Source organism: Dactylosporangium fulvum (assembly GCF_025137375.1).
GTDB classification, from domain to species: Bacteria; Actinomycetota; Actinomycetes; order Mycobacteriales; family Micromonosporaceae; genus Dactylosporangium; species Dactylosporangium fulvum.
This window is the reverse complement of sequence record NZ_CP073720.1, coordinates 88,446-113,361: the sequence shown is the minus strand read 5'-3', so window position 1 is coordinate 113,361 and position 24,916 is coordinate 88,446. Positions and strand designations below refer to the sequence as shown.

Below are 24,916 nucleotides of genomic sequence, written 5' to 3'. Positions count from 1 at the left end.
GGCCGTCCGCGCTACGGCGTCGGTGCCCGCACCCGCGTCGCCTCCGCCCATGTCACCGCCACCGATGTCGGCTCCCCCGGCACCGTCACAGCCCGTGTCGGCTCCGCCCACGTCCGCACCACCTGCACCACCTGCCCCACCGACCTCGTTCGCCGCACCGGCCCCGCCGCAGCCCTCGGCCGGCATCGAGCCGGAGCCGGCCCGCCCCGGCCCGTTCCCGCCGGCCGGCCCGCTGCCGCCACGGGTGCCGCAGCCCCCGCCCGGCCAGACCTCGCTCGGTCCGCCCGGCAGTTTCCCCGGCTTCGTCCCGGTGCCGTCCCCGGCCCAGACCGGACCGTCTGGTTCCGCCGGCACCGCTCCGGTGTCAGCCACCCCGGTCTCGTCCTCTCCCGTCTCCGCCGCGCCGGTCTCCGCTCCAGGTGCCGGAGGTTCGTCGGGTTCGGCCCGTGTCCCGTCGCCCTCGGGTTCCGCACAGGTTCCCCCAGCCTTCGGTCAAACGCCGCCCGGATCGGCTCAGACCCCGTCGGGCTCGGCCCAGATCCCCTTCGGTTCCGCGCAGGCCCCGTCCGGCTCGGCCGCTCAGCCGCCCCCCGGACCGGTGCAGGGCTTCTCGGCGGCCGCCCAGGTGCCCTCCGCCGGGTCGGCACAGGTCCCGACCGGCGCCGCCCAGGTCCCGCCCTCGCCCGCTCAGGGCGGCCCCGTCTCCGCGCCGCCGGCTGTCCAGTCGCCCGGCGGCCCGGCGATGCCCGCGCCACCACCGAGCCTCGGCCAGATCCCGCCGTCGGCCCAGCCACCGCGAACGTACGCCGCCCGCGCCTCCGTCTCCGTCCCGCCGACCTCCGCGCCGCCCGCCCCCGGCACCATCCCCGCCTCCGGGCCGCCGGCCGGCCCCACGTCGGCGCCCCCGACCCCCGGGATCTACCAGGCCTCGGCCCCACCGGCGACCGGCCCGGCCAGCGCTCCCCCGGCCCCGCCCGCGCCACCCGCCGGCCCGTTCCCGCCGACGGTCGCCCCGGCGGCGGGCTCCTTCCCGGCGGGCGGGCAGACCGGCGCCCCACAGCCCACCGGCACGTATCCGTCGAGCGCACCGCCCGCCGCCGGCTACCCGTCGTCCGCACCACAGGCCACCGGCACCTACCCGTCGAGCGCACCGCCGGCCACCGGGGTGTATCAGGCCTCGGCGCCGCACGCGACCGGGGTCTACCAGGCCGCCCCGCCCCCGGCGACCGGCGTGTACCAGGCGTCCGTTCCCAGTGCCGCCGCGCCCACCGGGCCGAAGTTCAGCGACCTCGTCACGATGCCCGGCGAAACCGCCCCGCCGTCGACGCCGCCGCCGGCCGAGGGCGACACCGGGGTGCCGACCCCGCCACCGGCCCCGAAGAACCGTCGCAGCCTGCTGCTCGGCCTGGTGATCGTGGTCGTGGTGTTCCTGCTGGCGGTCGCCGGCACGGCCATCGTCGTGGCGCTCAACAACGCCGGCAGCACGAGCTTCGCCGTCAACTCCTGCGTGAAACAGGACGGCGACTCCGCGAAGAAGGCCGGCTGCTCCGACGACGGCGCCTTCACCATCGTTTCGAAGGTCGACAAGCCGGAGAGCTGCTCCGACGCCAGCCAGCCGTACATCGTCCTGCAGCACAAGGGCCAGAAGGACCAGGTCCTCTGCCTCCGTCCAGCGAACCAGAAGTGAGTTCATGACCGACCCGGCACAATCACCGTTGTTGCAGGCCCGCGTCCGCGCACCCGAGTTGCGCGGCAGGGGCTGGCTCAACACCGGTGGCAAGGCGCTGACCCTGGCCGACCTCAAAGGTCGCATTGCGATCTTGGACTTCTGGACCTTCTGCTGCATCAACTGTCTGCACGTGCTCGACGAACTGCGGCCCCTCGAGCAGCGCTTCGCCGACGTCCTCGTGACCATCGGGGTGCACTCGCCCAAGTTTGAGCACGAGAAGGACGCCGCGGCGCTGGCGGCCGCCGTCGAGCGCTACGGCGTTGATCATCCCGTGCTCGACGACCCGGACATGAACATGTGGCAGCAGTACGCCGCCAAAGCCTGGCCGACGCTCACGGTCATCGACCCCGAGGGCTACGTCGTCGCCACCATGGCCGGCGAAGGACACGCCGAAGGGCTGGCCCGGCTCATCGAGGAACTGGTCCGGGTCCACGAGGCGCGCGGCACCCTCCGCCGGGGCGACGCCCCGCATCCGGCCGCGGCCAAGGCCGACGCCACCACGCTGCGGTTCCCCGGCAAGGCGCTGGCGCTGCCCGACGGGCACTTCCTGGTCGCCGACTCGACGCACCACTCGCTGATCGAGCTCGACGCCGACAACGAGACCCTCGTGCGGCGCATCGGGACCGGTGAGCGCGGCCGCAAGGACGGCACCGAGCCGGAGTTCTCCGAGCCCGGCGGCCTGTGCCTGCTGCCGCCGCACGTCGCGGAGATCGCCGGCTACGACGTGGTGGTCGCCGACACGGTCAACCACCTGCTGCGCGGTCTGCGTCTCGCCACCGGCGAGGTGTCGACGGTGGCCGGCAGCGGGCGGCAATGGCGCGGGACCGTCGACTTCGACCAGCATGACTCGCTGGCGGTGGACCTGTCGTCGCCGTGGGACGTCGCGTGGTACGACGACCGGGTCGTGATCGCGATGGCCGGCATTCACCAGCTGTGGTGGTTCGATCCGGTGCGGCGGACCGCCGGGATGTACGCCGGAACGACGGTCGAGGCGCTCAAGGACGGGCCGCTGCACGAGGTGTGGATGGCGCAGCCGTCGGGACTGTCGGCCTCCCCGGACGGGCAGCGGCTGTGGGTCGCCGACAGCGAGTCGTCGGCGGTGCGCTGGATCGAGGACGGCGAGATGCACACCGCGGTCGGGCAGGGGCTGTTCGACTTCGGTCACGTCGACGGCCCGGCCGACCAGGCGTTGCTGCAGCATCCGCTGGGTCTGCTCGCGCTCGCCGACGGCAGTGTGCTGGTCGCCGACACCTACAACGGCGCGATCCGCCGGATCGCCGACAACAAGGTCACCACGGTGGTCGACGGGCTCAAGGAGCCCAGCGACATCGTCAGCACCGCGACGGGTGCGGTCGTGGTCGTCGAGTCGGGTGCGCACCGGCTGGTCCGGTTGGCGCCGGGCACGCTGGCGGCGGCCGGCGTCGACGTGAGCGGCGTGCGGCACCGCACCGAGCGCCCGTCGACCATGCTGGCGCCCGGTGAGGTCGAGCTGGACCTCATCTTCGAGCCGGCGCCGGGCCAGAAGCTGGACGAGTCGTTCGGGCCGTCGACCCGGCTGGAGGTGTCGGCGTCGCCACCGGAGCTGCTGCTGGAGGGTGCCGGCGTGACGACGGACCTGCGTCGGCGCCTGGTCCTCTCGGGGGATGTCGCGGAGGGTGTACTGCAGGTGGTCGCGCAGGCGGCGACCTGCGACATCGACGCGGAGTTCCCGGCGTGCCACCTGACCCGGCAGGACTGGGGTGTGCCGATCCGGGTGGTCAAGGGCGGCGCGGCGCGTCTGCCGTTGATCCTGCGCGGTATGGACGCCTAGCAGAACGACGTGACCGTGATGCCGGCCGCGAGCAGGCCGGCGCGCACGGCGGTCGCCATGGCGACGGCGCCGGGGGTGTCGCCGTGGACGCACAGCGACTCGACGGGCATGGGGATGACGGATCCGTCGACGGCCTGGACCACACCGTCGATGGCCATCCGCACAGCTCGCGCGATGACCGTGTCGACGTCGGTGATCAGGGCGCCCGGGGAGTTACGGGGGACGAGGCGGCCGTCGGGCAGGTAACCGCGGTCGATGAACCCTTCGGTGACGACCCGTAGACCGGCGTCGGTCGCCAGCCGCGCGAGTGCCGAGCCGGGTTGGCAGAGCACGGGCAGCCCGGACGGACGGGCGGCAGCGACGACGGCGGAGGCGTGGGCCTCGTCGGTCGCGGCGGTGTTGTACAGGGCGCCGTGCGGCTTGATGTAGGAGACCGGCCCGAACGCGGACAACGCGCCGATCTGGTACCGCAGTTCGTCTTCGAGTTCGCCGGGCGGGACGTCGATCCGGCGGCGGCCGAAGCCAGCCAGGTCGCGGTAGCTGACCTGGGCGCCGACGCGGACGCCGAGTTCGGCGGCGAAGGTGCTGATGCGGCGCATGGTGGTGGGGTCGCCGGCGTGGAAGCCGCAGGCGACGTTGGCACTGGTCACGATCGCCAGCAGGGCGTCGTCGTCGCCGAGGCGCCAGATGCCGAACCCCTCGCCCAGGTCACTGTTGAGATCCATGGAACGTGACGGTATCGCCGGGGCGTGCCTGTGCGAGCAGTGGCAGGTCGCCGGGGTCGACGACGGCGACGACCGGGTAGCCGCCGGTGGTGGGGTGGTCGGCGAGGAAGACCAGGGGCCGGCCGTCGGCGGGGACCTGGACGGCGCCGAGGACGATGCCTTCGCTGGGCAGTTCACGGCCGTCGATCGGGGTCAGCGGCCTGCCGTTGAGGCGTGCGCCGACGCGGTTGCTGTTTGTGCCGATGGTGTACTTCGTGCTGCCGAGCACGGCGGTGTCCGTGAAGCGGTCGGCGTGGGGCCCCCACGTGATCCGCAGGGTGATGTCGCCGCCGAGTGCGGGGCGGGGTGCGACGTCGACGGCGGCCGGTTCGCCGGGCCGGGGCCCGATCGGCAGCCGGTCGCCGGTGCGGACGACGGGCGGGCCCAGGAACGACAGGGTGTCGGTCGCGCGGCTGGTCAGTACCGCTGCCACGGCAAGACCGCCGGCGACGGCGAGGTAGGCGCGGAGGCCGAGCACCGCGGGCCCGATCTCGACGCGGTCCCCGGCGCGGACCGCGACGGGCGCGTTGAGCGGTGCGGGTTTGCCTCCCACCCGCAGCGGCGCGGCGGCGCCGGTGAGTGCGATGGTGCCGGCGGCCGGCATGGTGGCGGCGAACGGTCCGAGCGTGATCTCGAGGCCGGCGGCGCTGGGCGGGTTGCCGACGAGGCGGTTGGCCAGGAGCAGTGCGGGCTGGTCGAGGGCGCCGGAGCGGGGGACGCCGAGGTGCGCGTAGCCGGGCCGGCCGAGATCCTGCACGGTGGTCAGCGGTCCGGCGTTGGTGACGATCATGCGGCGGTGAATCTGACGGTACGGCCCGGTGTCAGCAGGGCGGGTGGGTCGCGGTCGATGTCGAACAGCGCGGTGTCGGTGCGGCCGACGAGCCGCCAGCCGCCGGGTGATGCGGTGGGGTAGATGCCGGCGTATTCGGCGGCGAGGGCGACGGACCCGACGGGCACGCGGGGTCGTGGGCTGGGCAGGCGTGGCATTGTCCACGGCAGGCCGGTGAGGTAGGCGAAGCCGGGTGCGAAGCCGCAGAAGGCGACGGTCAGGTCGGTGCCGGTCAAGGTACGGATGACGGTGTCGACGGTGGTGCCGGCGTGGTCGGCGACGAACGGCAGGTCTTCGCCGTCGAAGTGGACGTGCAGCGTGACGGGTGCCGTCTCGACGGGCGGTGCGGCGGGCGGCGGGGCGGTGCGGATGAGTGCGGTCGCCGCGGCGGGGTCGGTGACGCCGTCGAGGAGGACGGTCCGGGCACCGGGGATGATGTCGACCACGGCCAGCCGTCCGGCGTGCCGCTCGCCGTCGAGGAACGCGAACCAGGCCAGCGGGTCGTCGACCTCGATGCGGAGCGCGCTGGTGCCGATCGGCCGGACGTGCATGCCGTCACGATAGACGGCCGCATGATACTTGTGAGTAACCTACGGTACCGTAACCTGGAGGGCGTGACCGTGAAGACCGAAACCCGCCTGCGTCCGGTTGATCTCGGCAAGCCGCGGATGCGCGGCTGGCTGCACGCGTATGCGGCCGGCGTCGCCGTCATCTGCGGGATCGTGTTGTGCTCGCTCGCGGCGGCCAGGCCGGGCTGGGCCCCGTTCGTCAGCTGTCTCGTCTACAGCCTCACGGTTGTGGCGCTGTTCGGCACGAGCGCGCTCTACCACCGGCGAGTGTGGTCCCAGCGCGGATACAAGATCATGCGGCGCCTCGACCACTCGATGATCTTCGTGTTCATCGCCGGGACCTACACGCCGTTCAGTGTGCTGCTGCTGCCCGGCACCACGGCGAAGATCATCCTGGCGGTGGTCTGGGGCGGCGCGATCCTCGGCGTCGGCATGAAGCTGATCACGCCGAACGCGCCGCGGTGGCTGTCCGCGCCGCTCTACCTCGCGCTGGGCTGGGTCGCGATCGTGGTGCTCCCCGATCTCTTGCGCAACGGCGGCGTCACCGCCCTGGTGCTGACGCTCGTCGGCGGGGCCTTCTACACCGTCGGTGCGGTGTTCTACGCGTTGCGCAGGCCCAACCCGTGGCCGACCGTGTTCGGGCACCACGAGTTCTTCCACGCCTGCACTCTGGTCGCCGCGATCTGCCACCACATCGCGATCTACTTCGCGTTGTACGCATAACGCCGGACGCGGCCGCGCCGCCTTCTCCCGGCGGTGCGGCCGCGATGTCCGATGTGTCAGTAGCGGCGGCGCCGCTGCTCGATGACCTCTTCGCCGGTGGCCGGCGGGATCGCGGTGTTGCCGGCAGGCGGCGGGGGCGGGACCTCACGCACCACCGTGCGGCGGCGGGAGTTCCAGAAGTACAAGGTCAGGAGCAGGCCGACCAGCCCAGCGAGCTGAAGGATCCAGCCGATCGTGTCGAGGTTGAACGGTCCCAGGTCGGTGTCGTCCAGCCCGAACGTGAGGATCGCGCCGACGACGATCAGAAGAATGCTGCCGCCGATACCCATCGAGGGCCTCCCGGGCATCTGTTGGGTCACTGTCTGTCTGTGCGTCGGGATACCCATCTGCGACGTTCTTCAATCGGGCACGCTATGCGCATGACCGTGCGCACGCTGATCCTGCTCCGCCATGCGAAGGCCGCCGACCCCGACGACTACGCCACCGACATCGAGCGCCCGCTGAGTCCCCGGGGCCGGCGGGACGCCTCGGCCGCCGGGACGTGGCTGCACAGCGAGGGCCTCGTGCCCGACGCCGTGCTGTGCTCGACCGCGGTCCGCACCCGGGAGACCCTGCAGGAGCTCGGCCTGGAGACGGTCCCGGTGGTGTTCGAACAGCGGATCTACCACGGGCCGGCCCCGGACACACTGGACCTCGTCCGGCAGACCGACGCCGACGTCTCGACGCTGCTGGTGATCGGCCACAACCCGACCCTGTCGGTCCTGTCCGACCTGCTCGCGCCGGACGAACTCCCGGACAACGGGCTCGCCACCGCGGGCATCGCCGTCCACCGGTTCGGCGGCACGTGGCGCGACCTGGACCGCGCGGCACTGTCCGCGCAGCACACCGCCCGGGGCTGACGCGAAAAGGGGGAAGGCACCGTTGCCCTCCCCCTTTGGCTCGTGGCGTCCTAGAACGCGTCCTCCGGCAGCTGCATCGCGTCGAGGTTCGTCGACTCGACGATCCGGCGGTCGGCGCCGATGCGCGGCAGGATCTCGTGCGCGAAGAACTTCGCGGCCGCGACCTTGCCCTCGTAGAACGCCTTGTCGGCGACGGACACGTCACCGGCCAGCGCCTGCAGTGCCACCTCGGCCTGCCTCTGGAGCAGCCAGCCGACCACGATGTCGCCGAGCGCGAGCAGGAAGCGGCGGGTGTTCAGGCCGACCTTGTAGAGGGCCTGCGGGTCGCCGCCCTGCGCCTCGCCCAGCCAGCCGGTGAAGATGCCCAGGATCTGCTGGACCTCGGCGAGCGCCTTGCCCAGCGCGACCCGCTCGAGCTTCAGCTGCCCGTTGCCGCCCTCGGCCTCGAGGAACTGCTGGATCTCCGCCGCCACCGTCAGCAGCGCCTTGCCCTGGTCCTTCACGATCTTGCGGAAAACCAGGTCGAGGCTCTGGATCGCGGTCGTGCCCTCGTACAGGGTGTCGATCTTCGCGTCGCGGACGTACTGCTCCAGCGGGTAGTCCTGGAGGAAGCCGGAGCCGCCGAAGGTCTGCAGCGCTTCGTGGCCGAGCAGCTCGTAGGCCCGCTCGGAGCCGACGCCCTTGACCAGCGGCAGCAGAAGGTCGTTGACCCGCTTGGCGATCTTCGCGGCCTTCTCGTCACCGGCGGCCTCGGCCAGCGCGACCCTGTCCTGCCAGGTCGCCGTGTACGCGACGAGCGCGCGCAGACCCTCCACGTACGACTTCTGCATCAGCAGCGAGCGCCGGACGTCAGGGTGGTTGATGATCGTGACGCGCGGCGCGGTCTTGTCGGTGGAGATCAGGTCGGCGCCCTGGATGCGGCTCTTCGCGTAGTCGAGGGCGTTGAGGTAGCCCGTCGACAGGGTCGCGATCGCCTTCGTGCCGACCATCATCCGCGCGTACTCGATGATGAGGAACATCTGCCGGATGCCCTCGTGCACGTCGCCGAGCAGCCAGCCCTTGGCAGGCACACCGTGGCCGCCGAACGTGACCTCACACGTGGTGGAGACCTTCAGGCCCATCTTGTGCTCGACGTTGGTGACGAACACGCCGTTGCGGTCCTTGAGGTCGCCGGTGTCGGCGTCGAAGTGGAACTTCGGCACGACGAACAGCGAGAGGCCCTTGGTGCCGGGGCCACCGGCGCCGGGCGTGTCGACCGGGCGGGCGAGCACGTAGTGCACGATGTTGTCGGTGAGGTCGTGCTCACCGCTGGTAATGAACCGCTTGACACCCTCGATGTGCCAGGAACCGTCGGCCTGCGGGATCGCCTTGGTCCGGCCGGCGCCGACGTCGGAGCCCGCGTCGGGCTCGGTCAGCACCATCGTCGAGCCCCACTGCTTCTCGACGAACAGCTTGGCCCACTTCTTCTGCTCCTCGGTGCCCTCGATGTGCAGCGTGTGCGCGAACGAGGGACCGGAGGCGTACATCCACACCGGCGCGTTGGAGCCGAGGACCATCTCGGCGAGCGCCCACCACAGGGCCCGCGGCGCGGCGGTGCCGCCCAGCTCGGAGGGCAGGTCGAGGCGCCAGAACTCGGCGGACATGAACGCCTCGTAAGACCTCCGGAACTTCTCCGGCATCTTCACGCTGTGCGTGGCCGGGTCGAACACCGGCGGGTTGCGGTCACCGTCGATGTAGCTGGCCGCGAGGTCCTCCCGCGCCAGCCGGTCGACCTCGGCGAGGATGCTGCGGGCGGTGTCCACGTCAACGTCGCTGTATGGGCCCTGACCGAGGACCTTGTCGACACCGAACACCTCGAAGAGGTTGAACTCGAGGTCCCGCAGGTTGCTTTTGTAATGGGTCATTGCGGAGTGGCCCCCGTCTCTGGTGATGTCGCGAACGGTGCGATCGAGCATGGACGACCGAGGTTACCAGTCGGTAACAGTCATTTTATTACTGGCAAGTAACCATGAACAAGCCGCCCCTTGCGCACCCAGGAGTGAACCACGCCACAGCAGGCCCGATTGAGCATCAAAACGGTGCGGTTGAGTAGCGGACACGCCGTCACCAGTGGGTGACGTGGTCGTTGAGCGGTTACTCGCAGCAGTCGCAGGTCGACGAGGAGGGCCGCGCGATGATCGTCCGCCTGATGGGCTCGTTGTTCGCCCCCAAGTACCCCCGGTTCTACACCGGGCGGCACCGAGCGCCGATGCGCCGCTTCGTGCCGCGCCAACGCCCTGCGGAAAGTCAGGCCTAGGAGGACGTCACTCCGGCGCCGCCGATCTCCCAGCTGGGGACCGTCGCCGGCGCCTTGACTCCCTGATACTCGACCAGGACCAGCGCGATGTCGTCGTCGAGACGCCCGCGCACCCACTCCAGCAGTGCGCTCTCCAGGGACTTCAGCCCGTCGGCGACCGTGCCGTGCCCGACCAGCCGCTGCGCCCGCTCGGCGGTGGGGAAGAACTGCCCGTCGCGGCGCGCCTCGGCGAGCCCGTCGGTGAAGAACAGCAGCCGGTCGCCCGGCTCCAGCCGCTCGACCCGTGGCTTGACCACCGGCATGAACCCGAGCGGCGGCGCGTTGGCCGGCGGGTCGAGCGGGATGACCCGCCCGCGGCGCAGCAGCAACGGCGCCGGATGGCCGCAGTTGACGATCGTCAGCGTGCCGCCACGCTCCTCGATCAGTGCCGCGGTCACGAAGTCCTCGTCACCGACCGACCTGGCGACCGCCCGATCGAGGTCCGCCACGATCGCGCGCAGGTCGGCCCGCTCGAACGCCACGTGCCGATAGGACCCGAGCACGATGCTCGCCAGGCGTACCGCGTCGAGACCCTTGCCTCGCACGTCTCCGATGATCATCCGCACGCCGTACGGCGTCTCGACCGCCTCATACAGGTCACCGCCGATGTCGGCGGCGGCGCTCGCAGAGATATACCGCGCGGCGATCGTCAACGGCCCCAGCTGCGGCCCGAGCGGGCGCAGCACCGCACCCTGCGCGACGGACGCGAGGCGGGACAGCTCCGCATACCGCGCGATCTGCCGCTGGCGGATGGCGCCGACCGCACAAGCGATGCCGCTCGCGACGATCACGCCGCCGAGGTTCAGCATGAGGACCAGCACACGGTCGCGGCTGCGCATCAGCTCGATCGAGCTGAACAGGAACGCGAACAGGGTCGAGGCGCCGCCGACCGCCAGCACCTCCGGCCAGGAGGCGAATGCGGCCGCCAGGAACGGCGCTGCGGCGAACAGCCCGATGTAGTTCGCCTGCGATCCGTCGGCGACCTCGGTCGCCAGGACCAGGACGAGCAGCACGAAGGCCGCGCCGACTCCGGCGCGGGCCTCGGGAAGCAGTTGACGTTTCATAGGTCCGGCCAACAGCATGCCACCAACCCACCGCCGATCCGCTCAAACAAACGGCCGGGTTGTGCTTACTTGAGTACCTCGTACCGCGCGTTGATGACACCGGAACTCACCGAGGCGATCGTCACGAAGGCCCCGCGAGCCAGATCCAGACACCGTCCGGATACGAACGGCCCCCGATCGTTGATCCGCACGACCACGGACTTGCCGTTGGCGAGGTTGGTGACCCGCACCTTGGTGTTGAACGGCAGCGTCTTGTGGGCCGCCGTCAGCCCGTCGGGATCGAAGTTCTCCCCGTTGGCGGTCTTCGACCCACTGGCATAGTAAGACGCCTGGCAGGTGCCGGTGTTGGTCACCGCGCTGCTCGTCGACGGCTTCTTCGACGGGCTCATGGTCGGGCTCTTGGTTGGGCTCTTGGTTGTGCTCTTCGACGGCGATGCCGAGGCCACGACCTGCGGGGACTCGCTCGGATCGGCGCTCGGGACCGGCCGGTCGCCCCGGTCGGCCCGCTCGTCAGGACTGCGACTCGCGTCGATGCCGCCGGCGGCGGCGGTGGGCTTGGGGTCCGAGCTGAGATTGACCGTGGCCACCGCTCCGCCGACCAGTGCGGCAACCGCGACGGCTCCGGCGATCAGCGGAACAAGAAGACGGCGACGCTCAGCGGAATGCTTGCCGGACAATGCCAGCACCCTTCGTCGACTGCAAGGCCGTGACCGAACGTATCGACCACTCCCGGGCATCAGTCAAACGAATCCGTGGGCCATATGCCGTTTTGCGCCGATAGTTCCGTCCGAAAGGACGACCCGCAGAGGATCCTTTCGGCCGACCTCCACACGGTGAGTAATGCGACCGTCAGCCATATGCATTTCCGACCTGGCGCGCTGGATTCACGTGGAACCGCGGCCCCACCCTTGCGGAAAGGGCGGGGCCGCGCAGCGTGCCGAGGAACCGTCAGGACTCGCGGACGACGGACCGGATCCGGTCGACCGCGGCGTCGAAGGCGACCTCTTCCTTGTCACCCGTCTTGCGGTCACGGATCTCCACCATGCCGTCGGCCAGGCGCTTGCCCACCACGACGATCGTCGGGACGCCGACGAGCTCGGAGTCGTTGAACTTCACGCCGGGTGAGACGTCCTTGCGGTCGTCGAGCAGCACCGTCAGGCCGGCCGCCTCGAGCGCGTCGGCCAGGCGCTCGGCGCCGCCGCGGATCTCCTCCGTCTTGCCCGCCGCCACCACGTGGACGTCGGCCGGGGCCAGCTCGCGGGGCCAGCACAGGCCGCGCTCGTCGGCGGTCTGCTCGGCGATCACGGCGACCGCGCGGGACACGCCGATGCCGTAGGAGCCCATCGTCACGACCTGCGACTTGCCGTTGGCGTCGAGGACCGTGAGGTTGAACGCCTGCGCGTACTTCCGGCCGAGCTGGAAGATGTGGCCGATCTCGATGCCGCGAGCGAGCTCCAGCGCGCCACCGTCGACCGGGCAGACGTCGCCGTTCTGGATGACAACCGCCTCGACCGTGCCGTCAGGCGTGAAGTCACGGCCGGCGACCAGGTTGACCACGTGCTTGCCGGGCTGGTCCGCGCCCGTGATCCAGCCGGTGCCCTCGACCACACGCGGGTCCACGAGATACCGGATCCCGGACGAGTTCTTCTCACCCAGCACGCCGGGGCCGATGTAACCTCGCACCAGCGCCGGGTGCTGCGCGAACTCGGCCTCCGACATCGGCTGCACTTCGGCCGGTGCCACCTGGGCCTCCAGCCGGCGCAGGTCGACCTCGCGGTCGCCGGGCACGCCGACGGCGAGGGGCTCCCGCTTGCCGTCGGGCATGGTCAGCATGACCATGACGTTCTTCAGCGTGTCGCCGGCCGTCCACGGCCGGTCGGCGCGGCGCAGGTCCTCGCGGGTGTTGAACAGGTCGACCAGCGTCTCGATGGTCGGCGTGTCAGGGGTGTCGGCAACCTTCGCCGCGGGCTGGCCCTCGATGGGTAGCGGCTGCGGCGCGGGCGTGGTGACCGCCTCGACGTTGGCCGCGTAGTCGCCGTTGGTGCAGCGCACAAAGGTGTCCTCGCCGATGTCGCAGACGGCGAGGAACTCCTCGGAGGCGCTGCCGCCCATCGCGCCGCTCATCGCGGAGCAGATGACGTAGTCGAGGCCGAGCCGGTCGAAAATCTTGACGTAGGCGGACCGGTGCCGCTCGTACGCCGCGCGGAGCCCGTCGTCATCGACGTCGAAGGAGTAGGAGTCCTTCATGACGAACTCCCGGCCGCGCAGGATGCCGGCTCGCGGGCGCGCCTCGTCGCGGTATTTCGACTGGATCTGGTACAGCGTGAGCGGCAGGTCCTTGTACGACGAGTAGAAGTCCTTGACCGCGAGGGTGAACATCTCCTCGTGGGTCGGCCCGAGCAGGTAGTCGGTGCCGCGGCGGTCCTTCAACCGGAAGAGGGTGTCGCCGTATTCGGTCCAGCGGCCGGTCGCCTCGTAGGGCTCCCGGGGCAGCAGCGCAGGGAAGATCAGCTCCTGGCCGCCGATCGCGTCCATCTCGTCGCGGATCACCCGCTCGACGTTGCGCATCACCCGCAGGCCCATTGGCAGCAGCGTGAAGATGCCCGGCGCCGCTCGGCGCACGTAACCCGCGCGGACGAGCAGGCGGTGGCTGGTCACCTCGGCGTCCGCAGGGTCTTCCCGCAGGGTCCGAAGGAACAGCGTGGACATCTTCAGGACCATCTTCGTCTACCTCCGAAGCCGGATTTCTCGGCACACTCACGGTGACGATACCCGGTCCGATCGGCACGGTATGTGGCCGAGGCTGCCGGTGTGCCAGGAGTGATCGAGCAGGCCGCATTCGACGTGCGGACACCGCCACTTCAGCCTGCCCGGCCTCGTCATCGCCGCCAGCCCGTCGAACGGGTCGCGGCCGGCGCCCTGGTGGTACAGGCACTCACCCCTCGCCCGGCTGGGGCTCCTGAAGCGGCGACCCGCCAACGGTACACTGCCGCGATGGCAACTCCGACGGGGCGGAGCGCATCGATGTTGCTCGCGGTCGCAACAGCGGCGCTCGGCGTGCTGTTGACGGTCTCCGCGTGGAACGCCTGGGACCCGCTGCCACCGGCCGGACCGCCACTGAGCGACTCCGACCGCACCTACGAGATGCTGCTGGGCCTGTGCGGCCTCGTCATGACGGTCGGTGGCATCTGGGCAGCCGGCCGGATCGGACGCCGGGCACTGCGCCGGCGGTAAGCCGGTGTCGTCTCGCTTCCACCGCGTCGGCGCGGCACTCAGGGCCGGGCCAGACTTTGGGCAGCCTCCCGCATCAGCGCCGGCTTGTCCGGTCGCTGCAGGTCGATAGGCCAGGTTGCGGACCCACACCGACACCACCCGACGGGTGCACCACTTCCAGCGAGCACCTCATGATCGAGGCGACAGGGCAGAGACGGAGCGTTGATCAACGGCCCCGGGTCGAGTACGGACCCTGTTCCGCCTACGGCAGGACCGCATCGAGGCGGCCGGTCCGCAGTGCCGGCTCGATGCGCCGGACGGTATAGAGGCACAGCGCCTGCGCTCCACCTGCCGAGGACCTGACCTGCGTGTGGTACCGAACGAGCCTCGATGACCTCATGAACGTGTCGGCCGACCAGCCGACATCGAATATTGGTGCGCCAACTACAGCGATCTTGGTGCCTAAAAATCGGATAGATTGGTGCTACGATCTTCTCATGACACGCATCACGGTCGACGTCAACGACGAGTGGCTGGAGGCTGCCCGCGAGGAACTCGGCACGGACACCAAGGTCGCGACCATCAACGCCGCTCTCCACGCCTTTGCGATGCGCCGCAAGGCCGCCGAGATCGTTGCGGCCTTCGACAGCGTGCAGATGGACTTCAGCGACTCCCACCAAGCCTGGGGCTATGGCGGCGGGCGTGACCTGTCCCGGCTCGCTGAGGACGCACGAGAGGCCGACGCGGCCTGATGTCCGGGCCCATCTATCTCGCAGACACATCGGTGTATGTACTGCAGGGACAGCATCCACAGGTGCGCCGCCGGTTCGAAACGCTGCTCACGGAAGGACGATTGGCCGCCTGCCAAATGACCTCCCTTGAGTACCTCAACAACGCACCGGACCCGAAGAGCTACGAGGTGCTGTGGGCCGCATTGCACGGACACCGCTGGATCGACGTGACCACACAGGCGATGACCCGGGCGCTTGCGACGCACCGGGCGCTTGCGACCACCAGCCAGCACCGCCACTTCCGCCTACCCGACCTCATCATCGCGGCCACCGCTGAACTGCACGGTGCGACCGTGCTGCACTATGACGCCGACTATGACCGCATCGCCGCCATCACCGGTCAGCCCGTCGAATGGGTGGTGGCCAAGGGCTCGCTCTGATCGACCCCACGCGTCAACGGCCTATGGCGTTCGCCTACCGCCAAGGCCGGCAAGGAACACCACTCGGTCCCCTCCACTTCGTGCGCCATCATCGGCGCGTAGTCGTCGTAGGCGCCCTCGCCGACAGCAGGACCCGCTTGCCCAACGTCCTGCCGAGTCTCCGCAAGAATTCGCAGAAGACGTCGAGACGCTGCTGCCCCCGAATCTCGTACAGACTGACGTCACCGACGATCTCGTCCGGCGTCCGCGGTCTGACGATGTATCCAAGCCACGGCAGCATCACTCCCACCTGGGAGCGAGTGCCTGCCGTCCTAGGCAAGATCAACTTGAAGTGCCTCTGAGACGTTACTACGCCTTTTAGGTGATCGGACGCCTGATCGCGTGCCAGATCCTCGTCCAAACCCCCGGACGTCCACGCTTCCCAGTGAGCGGACGATAGACCGTACGATCTGAGATGTGGATGGGAGGACGCCATGACGGCTGAGCGAATCGCACCGCCGGGGTCGACGTACGCCGAGCAGCGGCACTACGCGGTTCCAGCGCGGCTCACCGACCTGCGCGGACCCGCGGCCGGCGTCATCGTCCTCGATCAGCGGATTGACTGGTCAGGCGACGGGCGATACAACCTCGACGATCCCGGGGATCTCCAGGTGCTCTACCAGACCGTCCTAAACCAGGCTGCCACCGCCGACGAGCTGTGCCGATGGCTTGACGAGGCCACCCTCCGCCGCGTGTGGCACGACCTCTGGCTACCCGGCCGGCTGCGGGCACTCTGGCACGCCCGTTTTCCGGAGCTCGGAGCACCTCCGACGGCACTGGCCAGTTAGTGGAGCCAGTCCACCTCCGGCTGGCAGAAATCGGACTACAGGTAGCCGGCCAGTACGGGTTCGCTCTCGCTGGCGGCTACGCCGTGCAGGCACACGGCATCCTGCACCGGCCGAGCGAAGACATCGACCTGTTCACCGCCTGGGAACGTCGAGCAGATTTCGCTGCAGCGGTGGACGCTGTCGTGAACGCCTACACCGAGCACGGCTACGCCGTCGAGATCACACAACAGTTCGAGACGTTCGCGCGGCTTGCGGTCATCGAGCCCAGCGAACCGGGACACTCGTACAAGGTCGAGCTGGCCGCCAACTGGCGAGCCTTGCCACCGGTTCAGATGGCCATCGGCCCGGTGCTGCATCCCGACGACGTCGTCGCAGGCAAGATGTCCGCCCTGTACACCAGAGCCGAACCTCGCGACTTTCTTGACGTCGACGCCGCGATCACGTCAGGGCGCTACACCCGGCAGCGCCTGTGCGAGCTCGCCGAGCAGGCCGACGCCGGCTTCGACCGTCGAACCCTCGCCGACCTCTTCGCCATGCTGAAGCGCTACCCCGACAGAAGGTTCGCCTTCTACGGCGTAGACGCCAACCACCTCGCAGCCCTGCGGGCGCGATTCGCTGACTGGCGTCAACAGTTGCTCAACGACCATCCGCAGCCCCTGCAGTGAGCGTCGCAGGGACAGCTGACAGTCGCCGAACGGCCCGCTAACGGCACGCTTACCCGACAGAGATCAAGAAGGCGATGCAGGGGCGGCGATCATGCCGTCTACCTGGGCCGGAGCGTTTGGAGCGGGTGAAGGGAATCGAACCCTCACTGTCAGCTTGGGAACCGTACAAGTCCCCCTCACTGCACGCGCCGGCCACCAGGTCACTCGGCTAGCGAGCGGCCCGGGACGGCCAACTGTCGCCTGAGCTAATGGCCCGCTAATGGCTGGCCGCTGCTTGTTGACATACCACGGACGGTATATTGTGTGGGAGGTGAGACGCTACGTGATCGAGTTGGAGCCAGAAGTACGAGACTGGCTCGAAACCTTGCGGCTCACGGAGTATGCCAAGGTCGAAGCGATGGCCGACATTCTTGCCGAGCGGGCCGAGACGCTCGGCGAACCCTACTCGCGACACCTCGGCGGCAAGACACGCGAGCTGCGGTTCTACCTGGACAGGTCGGCCGTCCGCATCAGCTACTGGCTCGCGCCCCAGACTCGGGTGGTGCTGCTGACTGTGTTCCGCAAGACCCGCCAGGTCGAGCGCGCCGAGGTTATGCGGGCTATCGCCGCCCAGCAGACATGCGAGTTGGGGCATGAAGAACATGCGCCAGCAACCGAGACCTTCGAGCGAAAATGGCAATGAAGCACAACGGAAAGACGGAAGGGCTATGACGGCACGTCACTCTCGCTGGGAGCGCACCGGCGCCGAGCAGCACAACTCCGCCTACGAGGAGGCACGGGCAGCGCTCCTGCTCGGCCAGATGGTCCACGACCGTCGCACCGAACTCGGGCTCACACAGGGCGAACTCGCCGAGCGCGCCGGCATGACCCAACCGCAACTGTCCCGTCTGGAATCAGGCGGCGCCACGCCCACCGTGCCGCTGCTGGCCAGACTCGCGGCTGCACTCGACGCGGAGCTTGACATCACCTTCAAACCTCACCGCGACGTCGCCGCCTGAGGCACCCGCAAGCGCCGGGAACAGCTGACAGTCGTCGCAATGGCACGCTAATGGCCCGCAGCGGGTCTCGAGTGACCGGACATGTAACAGGCCCTGGTCTGGACTTACGTCCTGACCAGGGCCTCTGTGGTGGAGCGGGTGAAGGGAATCGAACCCTCACTGTCAGCTTGGGAAGCTGATGTTCTGCCATTGAACTACACCCGCGAGCGACGCCTACTGTACCGAATCAACGGCCGTCGCGCACGGACCATTCTGCCTTGCTCTCGGGACGTGGCCGGGGCGGTCCTTCCAGACCGTGCGGGTCGAGGTGGTCGGGGTGTCGTGGCGGACCACCATCGCCACGTCGACCGTCAGCTCGTACAGCTTCCAATCGACCCCCGGTGCGGCGCGCATCTGGCGGGCCAGCGGGCCGATCACGGCCGGGTCCGTCACCGCGGTCGCGCAGCCCGACAGGTACGCCTCGTCGTCGGAGTCGGTGGCGGGGAAGCTGTGCAGCGAGTAGCGGCCGTCGCGGTCGAGGTCGTGCCGCTTGGGTGAGGCGAGCACGAAGCAGAAGAGGCCGTCGTCGGTGACCACCGGGGACACCGGGTGAATGCGCGGCCCGCCGTCGGGGCGCACGGTTGCCAGGTAGCCGAGGCCTGGCCCGTACTGGCACACAAGCGTGCGGATGGCCGTCGCCAGGAGGGGCTCGGCCGCGGCGAAGTCAGCCCACGAGCTCATGCGTCAAATGTACTCGTACACATGTACGATTGACCGCGATTTCCCCGAACGGAGGAGGCGTCACTTCGGACGGAACCGGGTAGTCAGCCGCCGGCGAGTCATGGGCTCTCGCCATCACCCTTCGCGGTCAGTACCATCACGGAAATATTCCAGCGAGGAACCTAGAGCGTTGCGACGGGCACGGCAAACTGAACCGGTGCAGGCAGCCGACACGTTGATCGACCTCCTCCGCCGATTCAACGTGGAGGCCGATCGCTTCGTCGACGTGTTCACGCGCGCCCACGGCCTGCACCGCACCGACATGAACGCGGTCGCGCACATCTGGCGGGCCGCGGAGGACGGCCATCCGCTGACCCCCGGCGAGTTGGCCCGCATGCTGTCGCTGAGCCCGGCGGCGACCACCGCGCTGCTCGGCCGGCTGGAGCGGGCCGGCCACATCGAGCGCAACCACGACACCACCGACCGGCGGCGGGTGCATCTCGACATGCTGCCGTCGGCCCGGGCCCTGGCGCTCGCGTTCTTCACCCCGCTCGGTGAACATCTCCGCTCCGCGTTCGCCGAGTTCGACGACAAAGAACTGGAGACCGCGTCGCGGGTGATGGAAAAGGTACTGGCAGCGACCGCGGCAGCAGCCGACGAGGCCGAGGAGCCCGTCCCGTAAGGTCGTACGGGTGCTGCTATCCGACCGTGACCTGACCAAGGAGCTCGAGGGCGGGCAGTTGACGCTCGAGCCGTTCGATCGGGCGCTCGTCCAGCCGTCGAGTATCGACGTGCGGCTCGACCGGTGGTTCCGGGTCTTCAACAACCACCTGTATACGCACATCGATCCCGCGATCCAGCAGGACGACCTGACCTCGATGGTCGAGGTCGAGGACGGACAGCCGTTCGTGCTGCACCCGGGCGAGTTCGTGCTCGCCTCGACGCTTGAGGTCATCACCCTCGGCGACCAGCTCGCCGGGCGACTGGAGGGCAAGTCCAGCCTCGGCCGGCTGGGCCTGCTGACGCACTCCACGGCGGGCTTCATCGACCCCGGGTTCTCCGGGCACGTGACGCTCGAGCTGTCGAACGTGGCCAATCTGCCGATCATGCTCTGGCCGGGCATGAAGATCGGCCAGCTCTGCATCTTCCGGCTGTCCTCGCCGTCGGAGCACCCTTACGGCTCGGCGGTCTACGGCTCGCGGTACCAGGGCCAGCGCGGTCCGACACCGAGCCGCTCGTGGCAGAACTGGCGCACCTGGCCGACCCACTGACGGACGACAAAAAGGGGCGGGTCCTGACGGGCCCGCCCCCTTTTGATGTTCGACGTCTATGCGACTCGGCCGTATCCGGAGATCGGCCCGTCGTCGATCTTCTTCATCCGGACCTTGTCACCCGAGGTCGGCGCGTGGACGATCCAGCCGCCGCCCACGTACATGCCGATGTGGTGCAGATCGCTGTAGTAGAAGACCAGGTCACCGGGCTTGAGGTCCGCGCGGCTGACGCGCTTGGTGTCCTGGTACTGCCATTTTGTGTAGTGCCGCAGCGTGTAGCCGGCGGCCTTCCACGCGTAGAGCGTCAGGCCGGAGCAGTCGAACGAGCCCGGGCCCTCGGCCGCCCAGACGTAGGGCTTGCCGATCTGGTTGCAGGCCGTCTGCGCCGCCTTCGCGCCGGGGCCGCCGGTGTACTCCACCGGGCAGGCGACCGGCTTCAGCACGCCGGTGCCGTTGCCCGACCCGTACGCCCGGACGCGCATCTCGTTGAGGGTCTTGATCTCGGCGTTGATCTGCTGCTCTTTCTGAGCCATCGCGGCCTCTTGCTCGACCTGCTGGGCGATGAGCTCGTCGAGCGGCTTCTTCTGTTCGTCGTACGCCTTCTTGGCCGCGAGGACGTCCTTGATCCGGGCCTGTTCGTCCTTCGCCAGCATGTTGAGCATCATCAGCTGCTCGGCGAAGGTGTCCGGCGATCCGGTGGTCAGCAGCGCGTTGAAGCTCGACGCCCGCCCAGCCTTGAACTGCATGACCGAGAAGGCGCTCACGCGGGTCAGGGCGTTGTCCACCTGGAGCTGGAGCGGCAGGATCTGGTTCTGCAGCTGCTTCTGCTTGGCCTTGTTGTTGTTCAGCTCGGCTTTGAGGTGGTTGTGCTGCTCGATGATCGGCTCGACTTCGTTCCACTTCTTGTCGATCTGCGCTTCGAGCTCAGCGGGGGTCGGTTCCGCGTGTGCGTAGCCGGTGACCCCGAAGGCGAGCGACAGTCCGCCAAGAGCGGCGACGAGAACCCGGACCAGACGGTGGGGCCGCTTCGTCCACCTCAGATGGGTGTCCACCGAGGAGATGCTCCTTCTTCCGTGGCCGCCTACCGGGTTAGCTGACGGGTTCGGACGGGAAGTTCGCCCTACCGCAGACAAGATGCGGATTCACCCCGATGGCGCACTGGTTCCCCGGCTCGGATTTCGACTCGGCGGTGCCGTCTGGCGCACCCGTGTTGGGTGCGGACATCCATCCGACGGGAATTCACGTTAAGGGGCAGTGCTTCCCAGGTTCAAGTAGATGTCCGGTTGTTGTCTGATTTGTCGCGAAAGTCACGCGCTTCGAGTGACGAACACGTCGTCAATTACACCCACGAACTGGTCGTTGTTCGCACTGGTTCCCTTACCGCCAATACAGAGTGGACCGGTGTTCACTATCGACAGTGACGGCGGAATCGCGGCCTGCCCGACGACCGCACCGTCGACAGCCACCGTGAGCAGCGCGCTACTGCGCGAACACTCGATCCGGTGCCAGCGCCCGTCAGCGACGCTGCGCGATGCGAGCGCTACGTAAATGGTGGAGCGGCCGGTGCCGACAACCACACAACTCGGCCGCCCGGCGACGCCGTCCACCTGCAACTTGAACTGACTGTCACCGACTGAGAACCCTTTTTGCATGACATTGGCGCCCTTGGAAGTTTCCGATGACTTGACAAGAACGCTCGCACCATACGAGAAGTCGGCCTGGCCGGGATTGAGAAAGTCCGCCGGACCGCTCTGCAAGATGGCCCGCGCACAACTCTCCGCACCGTAATGGTCACACCGTGGCGGGAAACGCACCGCCAGTCCGCCGGCGTGCGGCACGGCCGACAGCTCACCCCCGGCCACCTTGCGCACCTTCAGCGGCAGCCGCCCGCCGGCGTCGACGATCGGCGCGGACAGCCCGCCGTCGAAGCTGTACCGCAGCGCGGTGCTCCCCTTGGGCGCCGCACTCGTGGCCTTCGCCTCGGACGGCTGGACGGCGGGCTCACCCGGAACGTTGGCGGACGCGACGGCGTGCGGTCCGGCGCTCGGCTCGACACTCACGGCGTCGGGCCCTCCACCGCTGACACTCCGGTGAGCTATCCAGGCGGCGGCAGCGACGATCGGCACGAGCGCTACGGATAGGACAAACCGCCGCCGGAGGGCCAACGTACGCATAACCGGGCATTATGCCGACAACACGACAGAACTCGTGGCGTTTCGCCGGTTCCGTCGCACGTCCGCGTGACACCGATCGCCAGGGTGCCCGCCCGTGATTCAGCGCTGCGCAGGACTCAACGACGACTGCGCAGCCGGGGATTCGTCCCTGATGCTCTCGCCCACCACGGCCATGAGCACGTCGTCGAGCGTCACCACGCCGATCGGCACCCGGCCGTCGCTCACCAGCACGATGTGCTGACGTTCGCGGCGCATCGCCAGCAGCAGCTCGGCCAGCGTCCGGGTCGGCGGCACGATGCCCAACGGCCGGATCAGGTCGAGCGGAATCGGCGCCCGCCGCTGTGGCCCGACGAATCCGATCACGTCCTTGACGTGCACGAAGCCGAGGACCCGGCGTGACGTCCGTTCCACCACCGGGAACCGTGAACGGTTCGTCCGCGTGGCCAGCACCTCCAGCGACGCCGGCGACACGTCCTCGGCGACCGTCGTCACCTCGGACCAGGGCCGCAGCGCGTCGCGGGCGGTCCGCTGGCTGAGTGCCAGCGCGCCGGTGATCCGCGCGTGCTCCTCCGGCGCCAGCAGCCCCTCGGTCGTCGCCTGCGCGGCCAGGCCGGCGAGCTCCTCGGCGGTGAAAACCGTCTTCACGGAGCCGGTCGTCTCGATCCGCCACAGCGAGAGGATCATCCGCGACGCCCACTTCATCGCCACGAGCACCGGCTTGGTCGCGATGCAGAACGCATACATCAACGGGCCGAGCCACAGCACGGCACGCTCCGGCGAGGCCAGCGTGAGGTTCTTCGGCACCATCTCGCCGACGACCGTGTGGGCGAACACGACCACGCCGAGCGCCAGCACGAAGGCGACCGGGTGCACGAGCTGCTCGGGCAGGTGCATCGCGTGGAACGGCCCTTCGAGGCCGTGGGCCAGTGCCGGCTCGGCCAGGGCGCCGAGTCCGAGCGAGCAGATCGTGACGCCCAGCTGCGCACCGGCAATCATCAACGGGATCTCGTTCATGGCTCGCAGTGCCGTCCGCGCCCGGCGCGAGGTGGCGGCCAGCGGCTCGATCACCGTGCGCCGGGACGCGATCAGCGCGAACTCGCTACCGACGAAGAATGCGTTGCCGAGCAGCAGCAGGATCGTGATCAGCAGGTCAGTCATGGATGGCCTCCGGCCGGACGACCCGCACCTGCTCGATCCGGCGCCGGTCCACCTCGACGACGGTGAACTCCCAGCCGTCTTCCTTCCACGTCTCGCCGACCGACGGGATGTGTCCGAGCCTGGCCATCAGGAACCCGGCGAGCGTCTCGTAGGGCCCTTCCGGAACCCTGAACCCGGTGAGCTCGGCCAGCTCGTCCTCCCGCAGCACCCCGTCGACCAGCAGCGTCCGTTCGTCGCCGGGTGCGGTCAGGTCGGGCATGCCGTGCGCGGTGGTGGGCTCCTCTTCCACGTCGTGCTCGTCGACGATCTCACCGACGAGTTCCTCGACCAGGTCCTCGATGGTGACCACACCGTCGGTCCCGCCGTATTCGTCCACGACGATCGCAACGTCGGAATTACCCCTGCGCAGCGCCCCGAGCACGCCGTCGAGGTCAAGGCTCTCGGGCACGAAGACCGGCTCGCGCGCCACGGCCCCGACCTTCGTCGTCGGCCGGCGCACCGGGGGCACCCCGAGTGCGTCGGTGACCGTGACCACCCCGGTGACCTGGTCGAGGGTCTGCACGTAGATCGGGAAGCGGCTGTAGCCGGTCTGGACCGACGTGGCCAGCAGATCGGCGACGGTGGCGTCGGCACGCAGCGAGATGACGTCGACCCGGGGGGTCATCGCCTCGGCCGCCCGCTTGTCGCCGAACCGGATGGTCCTCTGGAGCAGCACCGCGGTCTCCCGCGGCAGGGCGCCGGCCTGGGCGGAGATCGCCGCGAGCAGGCCCAACTCCTCCGGCGACCGGGCACTCGCGAGCTCCTCCTGCGGCTCGATGCCGAACCGCCGCACCACCCAGTTGGCCGAGCCGTTGAGCAGCCCGATCAGCCAGGAGAACAGCCGCGAGAACATCCGCTGCGGCCCGGCCGTCGCACGGGCCACCGGCATCGGCCGGGCCAGCGCCGCGTTCTTCGGCACCAGCTCGCCGAACAGCATGGAGAGCAGCGTGGCAGCGATCAGGGCGACGATGTGCCCGGCGCCCTGCGTCATGGTGCCGAACACCGGGTGCAGCAGCGGCTCGAACAGGTGGGCGAGCGCCGGCTCCGCGAGGTAACCGGCGAGCAGCGCGGTGATGGTGATCCCGAGCTGGGCCCCCGACAGCTGGAAGGACAGCTCACGCAGCGCGCGGCGCACGGTGCGTGCCTTGCGGTCGCCGGCGTTCGCCCGCTGCTCGATCTCGGCCCGGTCGACGGTGACGAGCGAGAACTCGGCGGCGACAAAGCCTGCGTTCGCCGCGGTGAGCAGCGCGAACGCCAATAGGGGCAACAGTGTGGTCAACACGCTCGCGCGGAGGTCCCTTCAGGTGTCTGCCGAATTCTTCCACGTGCGTCCGTCATGTGCCGAACACGCCTCGACCGGCAGCCCGACCGACCGCGGCCAGCGCCTCCTCCTGTGTTGCCCCGACCCGCTCGGCGAACGCGAGATACGCCGCGGCCTGCTCGTCCAGCAGCCGGATCCGCTCGGCGCCGGGCTCGACCCGGCCCCCGTCAGCGACCCGGATGCCGCCCCCGCGCCGGGCGAGCACCAGACCCGCCAGCTCCAGCTCGCGGTATGCCCGGGCCACCGTCCCGACGGCCAGCCCGAGGTCCGCAGCCAGCTGCCGCACCGGCGGCAGCCGCTGCGGAAACCTGCCATCGAGACACGTAGATCACCCTCCTCCTTTCGGGGGCTGTGCGCCCAGGTGAGCAGCGCGGATGCTGAGGGCAGCAAGCACAGCGCCCGTGGAGGAGGGCTGATGGGAGCAGCGCTGATCAGTGCCTGTATCGCACTCGTCGCCGGACTGGCAGTGGGCAGCGCGAACACTCGCGCGAAGCGGGCCCGTCTCGACTACCGCCGCACAAAGGCGCTGGTCCCGGCCGCGCGCAAGCTGGCCTGGGCGGAGAGCCTGCGCGGGCTGCGTGTCATCGCCACGGTGACCGCCGTGCTCGTGGCCCTCGGCCTCGCGATGAACGTCATCGGCCAGCGATGACGGCACCGG

At 69.4% G+C, this 24,916-nt stretch carries 29 protein-coding genes, 1 tRNA gene and 1 riboswitch; of the genes, 15 read left to right on the top strand and 15 right to left on the bottom strand.

Translation table 11 applies throughout. The features are described from left to right. The first annotated feature begins 598 nt into the window (after positions 1 to 598). On the top strand, positions 599 to 1,687 hold the full coding sequence (locus Dfulv_RS00555) for an LppU/SCO3897 family protein (protein WP_259860620.1): 1,089 nt from the start codon (positions 599 to 601) through the stop codon (positions 1,685 to 1,687). Between the two features lie 4 nt (positions 1,688 to 1,691). After that, positions 1,692 to 3,539 carry an NHL domain-containing thioredoxin family protein gene (locus Dfulv_RS00550; protein WP_259860619.1) on the top strand — a complete coding sequence of 616 codons (1,848 nt, stop codon included), beginning with the start codon at positions 1,692 to 1,694 and terminating at the stop codon, positions 3,537 to 3,539. Here the strand turns inward: Dfulv_RS00550 and Dfulv_RS00545 are convergent. Genes Dfulv_RS00545 through Dfulv_RS00535 form a run of 3 tightly spaced genes read right to left on the bottom strand, consistent with a single transcriptional unit; the run spans position 3,536 to position 5,683 of the window. Beyond that, a complete protein-coding gene (locus tag Dfulv_RS00545) occupies positions 3,536 to 4,264 on the bottom strand; it encodes a LamB/YcsF family protein (protein ID WP_259860617.1) in 729 nt (242 codons plus the stop codon). The genes Dfulv_RS00550 and Dfulv_RS00545 overlap by 4 nt on opposite strands. After that, positions 4,248 to 5,093, bottom strand: a complete 846-nt coding sequence (locus Dfulv_RS00540; protein ID WP_259860616.1) for a 5-oxoprolinase subunit C family protein — start codon at positions 5,091 to 5,093, stop codon at positions 4,248 to 4,250. The genes Dfulv_RS00545 and Dfulv_RS00540 overlap by 17 nt, the downstream gene beginning before the upstream one ends. After that, on the bottom strand, positions 5,090 to 5,683 hold the full coding sequence (locus Dfulv_RS00535) for a 5-oxoprolinase subunit B family protein (RefSeq protein ID WP_259860615.1): 594 nt from the start codon (positions 5,681 to 5,683) through the stop codon (positions 5,090 to 5,092). Before Dfulv_RS00535 ends, Dfulv_RS00540 begins: the two co-directional genes overlap by 4 nt. Before the next feature lie 117 nt (positions 5,684 to 5,800). Here Dfulv_RS00535 and trhA point away from each other — a divergent pair, with 117 nt between their 5' ends. Then, complete coding sequence (gene trhA / locus Dfulv_RS00530) at positions 5,801 to 6,424, top strand: PAQR family membrane homeostasis protein TrhA (RefSeq protein WP_259867297.1); 624 nt, start codon at positions 5,801 to 5,803, stop codon at positions 6,422 to 6,424. Between the two features lie 56 nt (positions 6,425 to 6,480). Here the strand turns inward: trhA and Dfulv_RS00525 are convergent, their stop codons facing one another. Next, positions 6,481 to 6,753, bottom strand: a complete 273-nt coding sequence (locus Dfulv_RS00525; protein ID WP_259860614.1) for a DUF6458 family protein — start codon at positions 6,751 to 6,753, stop codon at positions 6,481 to 6,483. Between the two features lie 90 nt (positions 6,754 to 6,843). Between Dfulv_RS00525 and Dfulv_RS00520 the strand changes: the two genes are divergently transcribed. Continuing rightward, the gene (locus tag Dfulv_RS00520; RefSeq protein WP_259860613.1) at positions 6,844 to 7,323 is read left to right on the top strand and encodes a SixA phosphatase family protein; all 480 of its coding nucleotides are present in this window, start codon (positions 6,844 to 6,846) and stop codon (positions 7,321 to 7,323) included. A 50-nt stretch (positions 7,324 to 7,373) separates the two neighbouring features. On the opposite strand, the gene Dfulv_RS00515 is transcribed toward Dfulv_RS00520, so the two are convergent. Continuing rightward, positions 7,374 to 9,227, bottom strand: coding sequence for an acyl-CoA dehydrogenase (locus Dfulv_RS00515; RefSeq protein WP_259860612.1), 1,854 nt, complete (start codon positions 9,225 to 9,227; stop codon positions 7,374 to 7,376). A gap of 209 nt (positions 9,228 to 9,436) precedes the next feature. Here Dfulv_RS00515 and Dfulv_RS00510 point away from each other — a divergent pair, with 209 nt between their 5' ends. Further along, positions 9,437 to 9,619 (top strand): hypothetical protein, encoded by a 183-nt coding sequence (locus Dfulv_RS00510; RefSeq protein ID WP_259860611.1) that lies wholly within the window; start codon positions 9,437 to 9,439, stop codon positions 9,617 to 9,619. Here Dfulv_RS00510 and Dfulv_RS00505 read toward each other — a convergent pair. The 3 genes from Dfulv_RS00505 to Dfulv_RS00495 all read right to left on the bottom strand — a co-directional run bounded on the left by Dfulv_RS00505 (position 9,616) and on the right by Dfulv_RS00495 (position 13,443). Next, a complete protein-coding gene (locus Dfulv_RS00505; RefSeq protein WP_259860610.1) occupies positions 9,616 to 10,722 on the bottom strand; it encodes a PP2C family protein-serine/threonine phosphatase in 1,107 nt (368 codons plus the stop codon). The two genes, Dfulv_RS00510 and Dfulv_RS00505, sit on opposite strands and share 4 nt — an antisense overlap. A 65-nt stretch (positions 10,723 to 10,787) precedes the next feature. Further along, positions 10,788 to 11,408 carry a septal ring lytic transglycosylase RlpA family protein gene (locus Dfulv_RS48480; protein WP_406567908.1) on the bottom strand — a complete coding sequence of 207 codons (621 nt, stop codon included), beginning with the start codon at positions 11,406 to 11,408 and terminating at the stop codon, positions 10,788 to 10,790. Positions 11,409 to 11,670: 262 nt separating this feature from the next. Then, complete coding sequence (locus tag Dfulv_RS00495; protein WP_259860609.1) at positions 11,671 to 13,443, bottom strand: proline--tRNA ligase; 1,773 nt, start codon at positions 13,441 to 13,443, stop codon at positions 11,671 to 11,673. A 273-nt stretch (positions 13,444 to 13,716) separates the two neighbouring features. Here Dfulv_RS00495 and Dfulv_RS00490 point away from each other — a divergent pair, with 273 nt between their 5' ends. The 7 genes from Dfulv_RS00490 to Dfulv_RS00460 all read left to right on the top strand — a co-directional run bounded on the left by Dfulv_RS00490 (position 13,717) and on the right by Dfulv_RS00460 (position 17,596). Further along, complete coding sequence (locus Dfulv_RS00490) at positions 13,717 to 13,956, top strand: hypothetical protein (RefSeq protein ID WP_259860608.1); 240 nt, start codon at positions 13,717 to 13,719, stop codon at positions 13,954 to 13,956. A gap of 476 nt (positions 13,957 to 14,432) precedes the next feature. Then, positions 14,433 to 14,687: a type II toxin-antitoxin system VapB family antitoxin gene (locus Dfulv_RS00485; protein WP_259860607.1), complete on the top strand. Its 255-nt coding sequence runs from the start codon at positions 14,433 to 14,435 to the stop codon at positions 14,685 to 14,687. 62 nt (positions 14,688 to 14,749) lie between these two features. After that, positions 14,750 to 15,106, top strand: coding sequence for a PIN domain nuclease (locus Dfulv_RS00480; RefSeq protein ID WP_259860606.1), 357 nt, complete (start codon positions 14,750 to 14,752; stop codon positions 15,104 to 15,106). Between the two features lie 473 nt (positions 15,107 to 15,579). Continuing rightward, on the top strand, positions 15,580 to 15,933 hold the full coding sequence (locus Dfulv_RS00475) for a hypothetical protein (protein ID WP_259860605.1): 354 nt from the start codon (positions 15,580 to 15,582) through the stop codon (positions 15,931 to 15,933). Then, positions 15,933 to 16,598 (top strand): nucleotidyl transferase AbiEii/AbiGii toxin family protein, encoded by a 666-nt coding sequence (locus Dfulv_RS00470; RefSeq protein WP_259860604.1) that lies wholly within the window; start codon positions 15,933 to 15,935, stop codon positions 16,596 to 16,598. The genes Dfulv_RS00475 and Dfulv_RS00470 overlap by 1 nt, the downstream gene beginning before the upstream one ends. Positions 16,599 to 16,908: 310 nt before the next feature. Further along, positions 16,909 to 17,280 (top strand): type II toxin-antitoxin system RelE/ParE family toxin, encoded by a 372-nt coding sequence (locus Dfulv_RS00465; protein ID WP_259860603.1) that lies wholly within the window; start codon positions 16,909 to 16,911, stop codon positions 17,278 to 17,280. A 25-nt stretch (positions 17,281 to 17,305) separates the two neighbouring features. Next, positions 17,306 to 17,596 (top strand): helix-turn-helix domain-containing protein, encoded by a 291-nt coding sequence (locus Dfulv_RS00460; protein WP_259860602.1) that lies wholly within the window; start codon positions 17,306 to 17,308, stop codon positions 17,594 to 17,596. A 130-nt stretch (positions 17,597 to 17,726) separates the two neighbouring features. Here Dfulv_RS00460 and Dfulv_RS00455 read toward each other — a convergent pair. Both Dfulv_RS00455 and Dfulv_RS00450 read right to left on the bottom strand, forming a co-directional pair. Continuing rightward, positions 17,727 to 17,800, bottom strand: a tRNA-Gly gene (locus tag Dfulv_RS00455). 9 nt (positions 17,801 to 17,809) lie between these two features. Next, complete coding sequence (locus tag Dfulv_RS00450; protein ID WP_259860601.1) at positions 17,810 to 18,316, bottom strand: pyridoxamine 5'-phosphate oxidase family protein; 507 nt, start codon at positions 18,314 to 18,316, stop codon at positions 17,810 to 17,812. A 196-nt stretch (positions 18,317 to 18,512) separates the two neighbouring features. On the opposite strand from Dfulv_RS00450, the gene Dfulv_RS00445 reads away from it, so the two are divergent. Both Dfulv_RS00445 and dcd read left to right on the top strand, forming a co-directional pair. Continuing rightward, positions 18,513 to 18,977, top strand: a complete 465-nt coding sequence (locus Dfulv_RS00445) for a MarR family winged helix-turn-helix transcriptional regulator (protein ID WP_259860600.1) — start codon at positions 18,513 to 18,515, stop codon at positions 18,975 to 18,977. Between the two features lie 10 nt (positions 18,978 to 18,987). Next, a complete protein-coding gene (dcd, locus tag Dfulv_RS00440; protein WP_259860599.1) occupies positions 18,988 to 19,566 on the top strand; it encodes a dCTP deaminase in 579 nt (192 codons plus the stop codon). Positions 19,567 to 19,622: 56 nt separating this feature from the next. On the opposite strand, the gene Dfulv_RS00435 is transcribed toward dcd, so the two are convergent. The 5 genes from Dfulv_RS00435 to Dfulv_RS00415 form a co-directional block, all read right to left on the bottom strand. Then, complete coding sequence (locus Dfulv_RS00435) at positions 19,623 to 20,618, bottom strand: C40 family peptidase (protein ID WP_259860598.1); 996 nt, start codon at positions 20,616 to 20,618, stop codon at positions 19,623 to 19,625. Between the two features lie 11 nt (positions 20,619 to 20,629). Further along, positions 20,630 to 20,765: riboswitch (cyclic di-AMP (ydaO/yuaA leader) on the bottom strand. 108 nt (positions 20,766 to 20,873) lie between these two features. Continuing rightward, the gene (locus tag Dfulv_RS00430; RefSeq protein WP_259860597.1) at positions 20,874 to 21,626 is read right to left on the bottom strand and encodes a LamG domain-containing protein; all 753 of its coding nucleotides are present in this window, start codon (positions 21,624 to 21,626) and stop codon (positions 20,874 to 20,876) included. Between the two features lie 213 nt (positions 21,627 to 21,839). Further along, the gene (locus Dfulv_RS00425) at positions 21,840 to 22,898 is read right to left on the bottom strand and encodes a hemolysin family protein (RefSeq protein WP_259860596.1); all 1,059 of its coding nucleotides are present in this window, start codon (positions 22,896 to 22,898) and stop codon (positions 21,840 to 21,842) included. Beyond that, positions 22,891 to 24,216: a hemolysin family protein gene (locus tag Dfulv_RS00420; RefSeq protein ID WP_259869866.1), complete on the bottom strand. Its 1,326-nt coding sequence runs from the start codon at positions 24,214 to 24,216 to the stop codon at positions 22,891 to 22,893. Before Dfulv_RS00420 ends, Dfulv_RS00425 begins: the two co-directional genes overlap by 8 nt. Before the next feature lie 55 nt (positions 24,217 to 24,271). Further along, positions 24,272 to 24,544, bottom strand: a complete 273-nt coding sequence (locus tag Dfulv_RS00415) for a GntR family transcriptional regulator (protein WP_319805746.1) — start codon at positions 24,542 to 24,544, stop codon at positions 24,272 to 24,274. Between the two features lie 129 nt (positions 24,545 to 24,673). Between Dfulv_RS00415 and Dfulv_RS00410 the strand changes: the two genes are divergently transcribed. Further along, positions 24,674 to 24,907 carry a hypothetical protein gene (locus tag Dfulv_RS00410; RefSeq protein WP_259860595.1) on the top strand — a complete coding sequence of 78 codons (234 nt, stop codon included), beginning with the start codon at positions 24,674 to 24,676 and terminating at the stop codon, positions 24,905 to 24,907. The last annotated feature ends 9 nt before the right edge of the window (positions 24,908 to 24,916 follow it).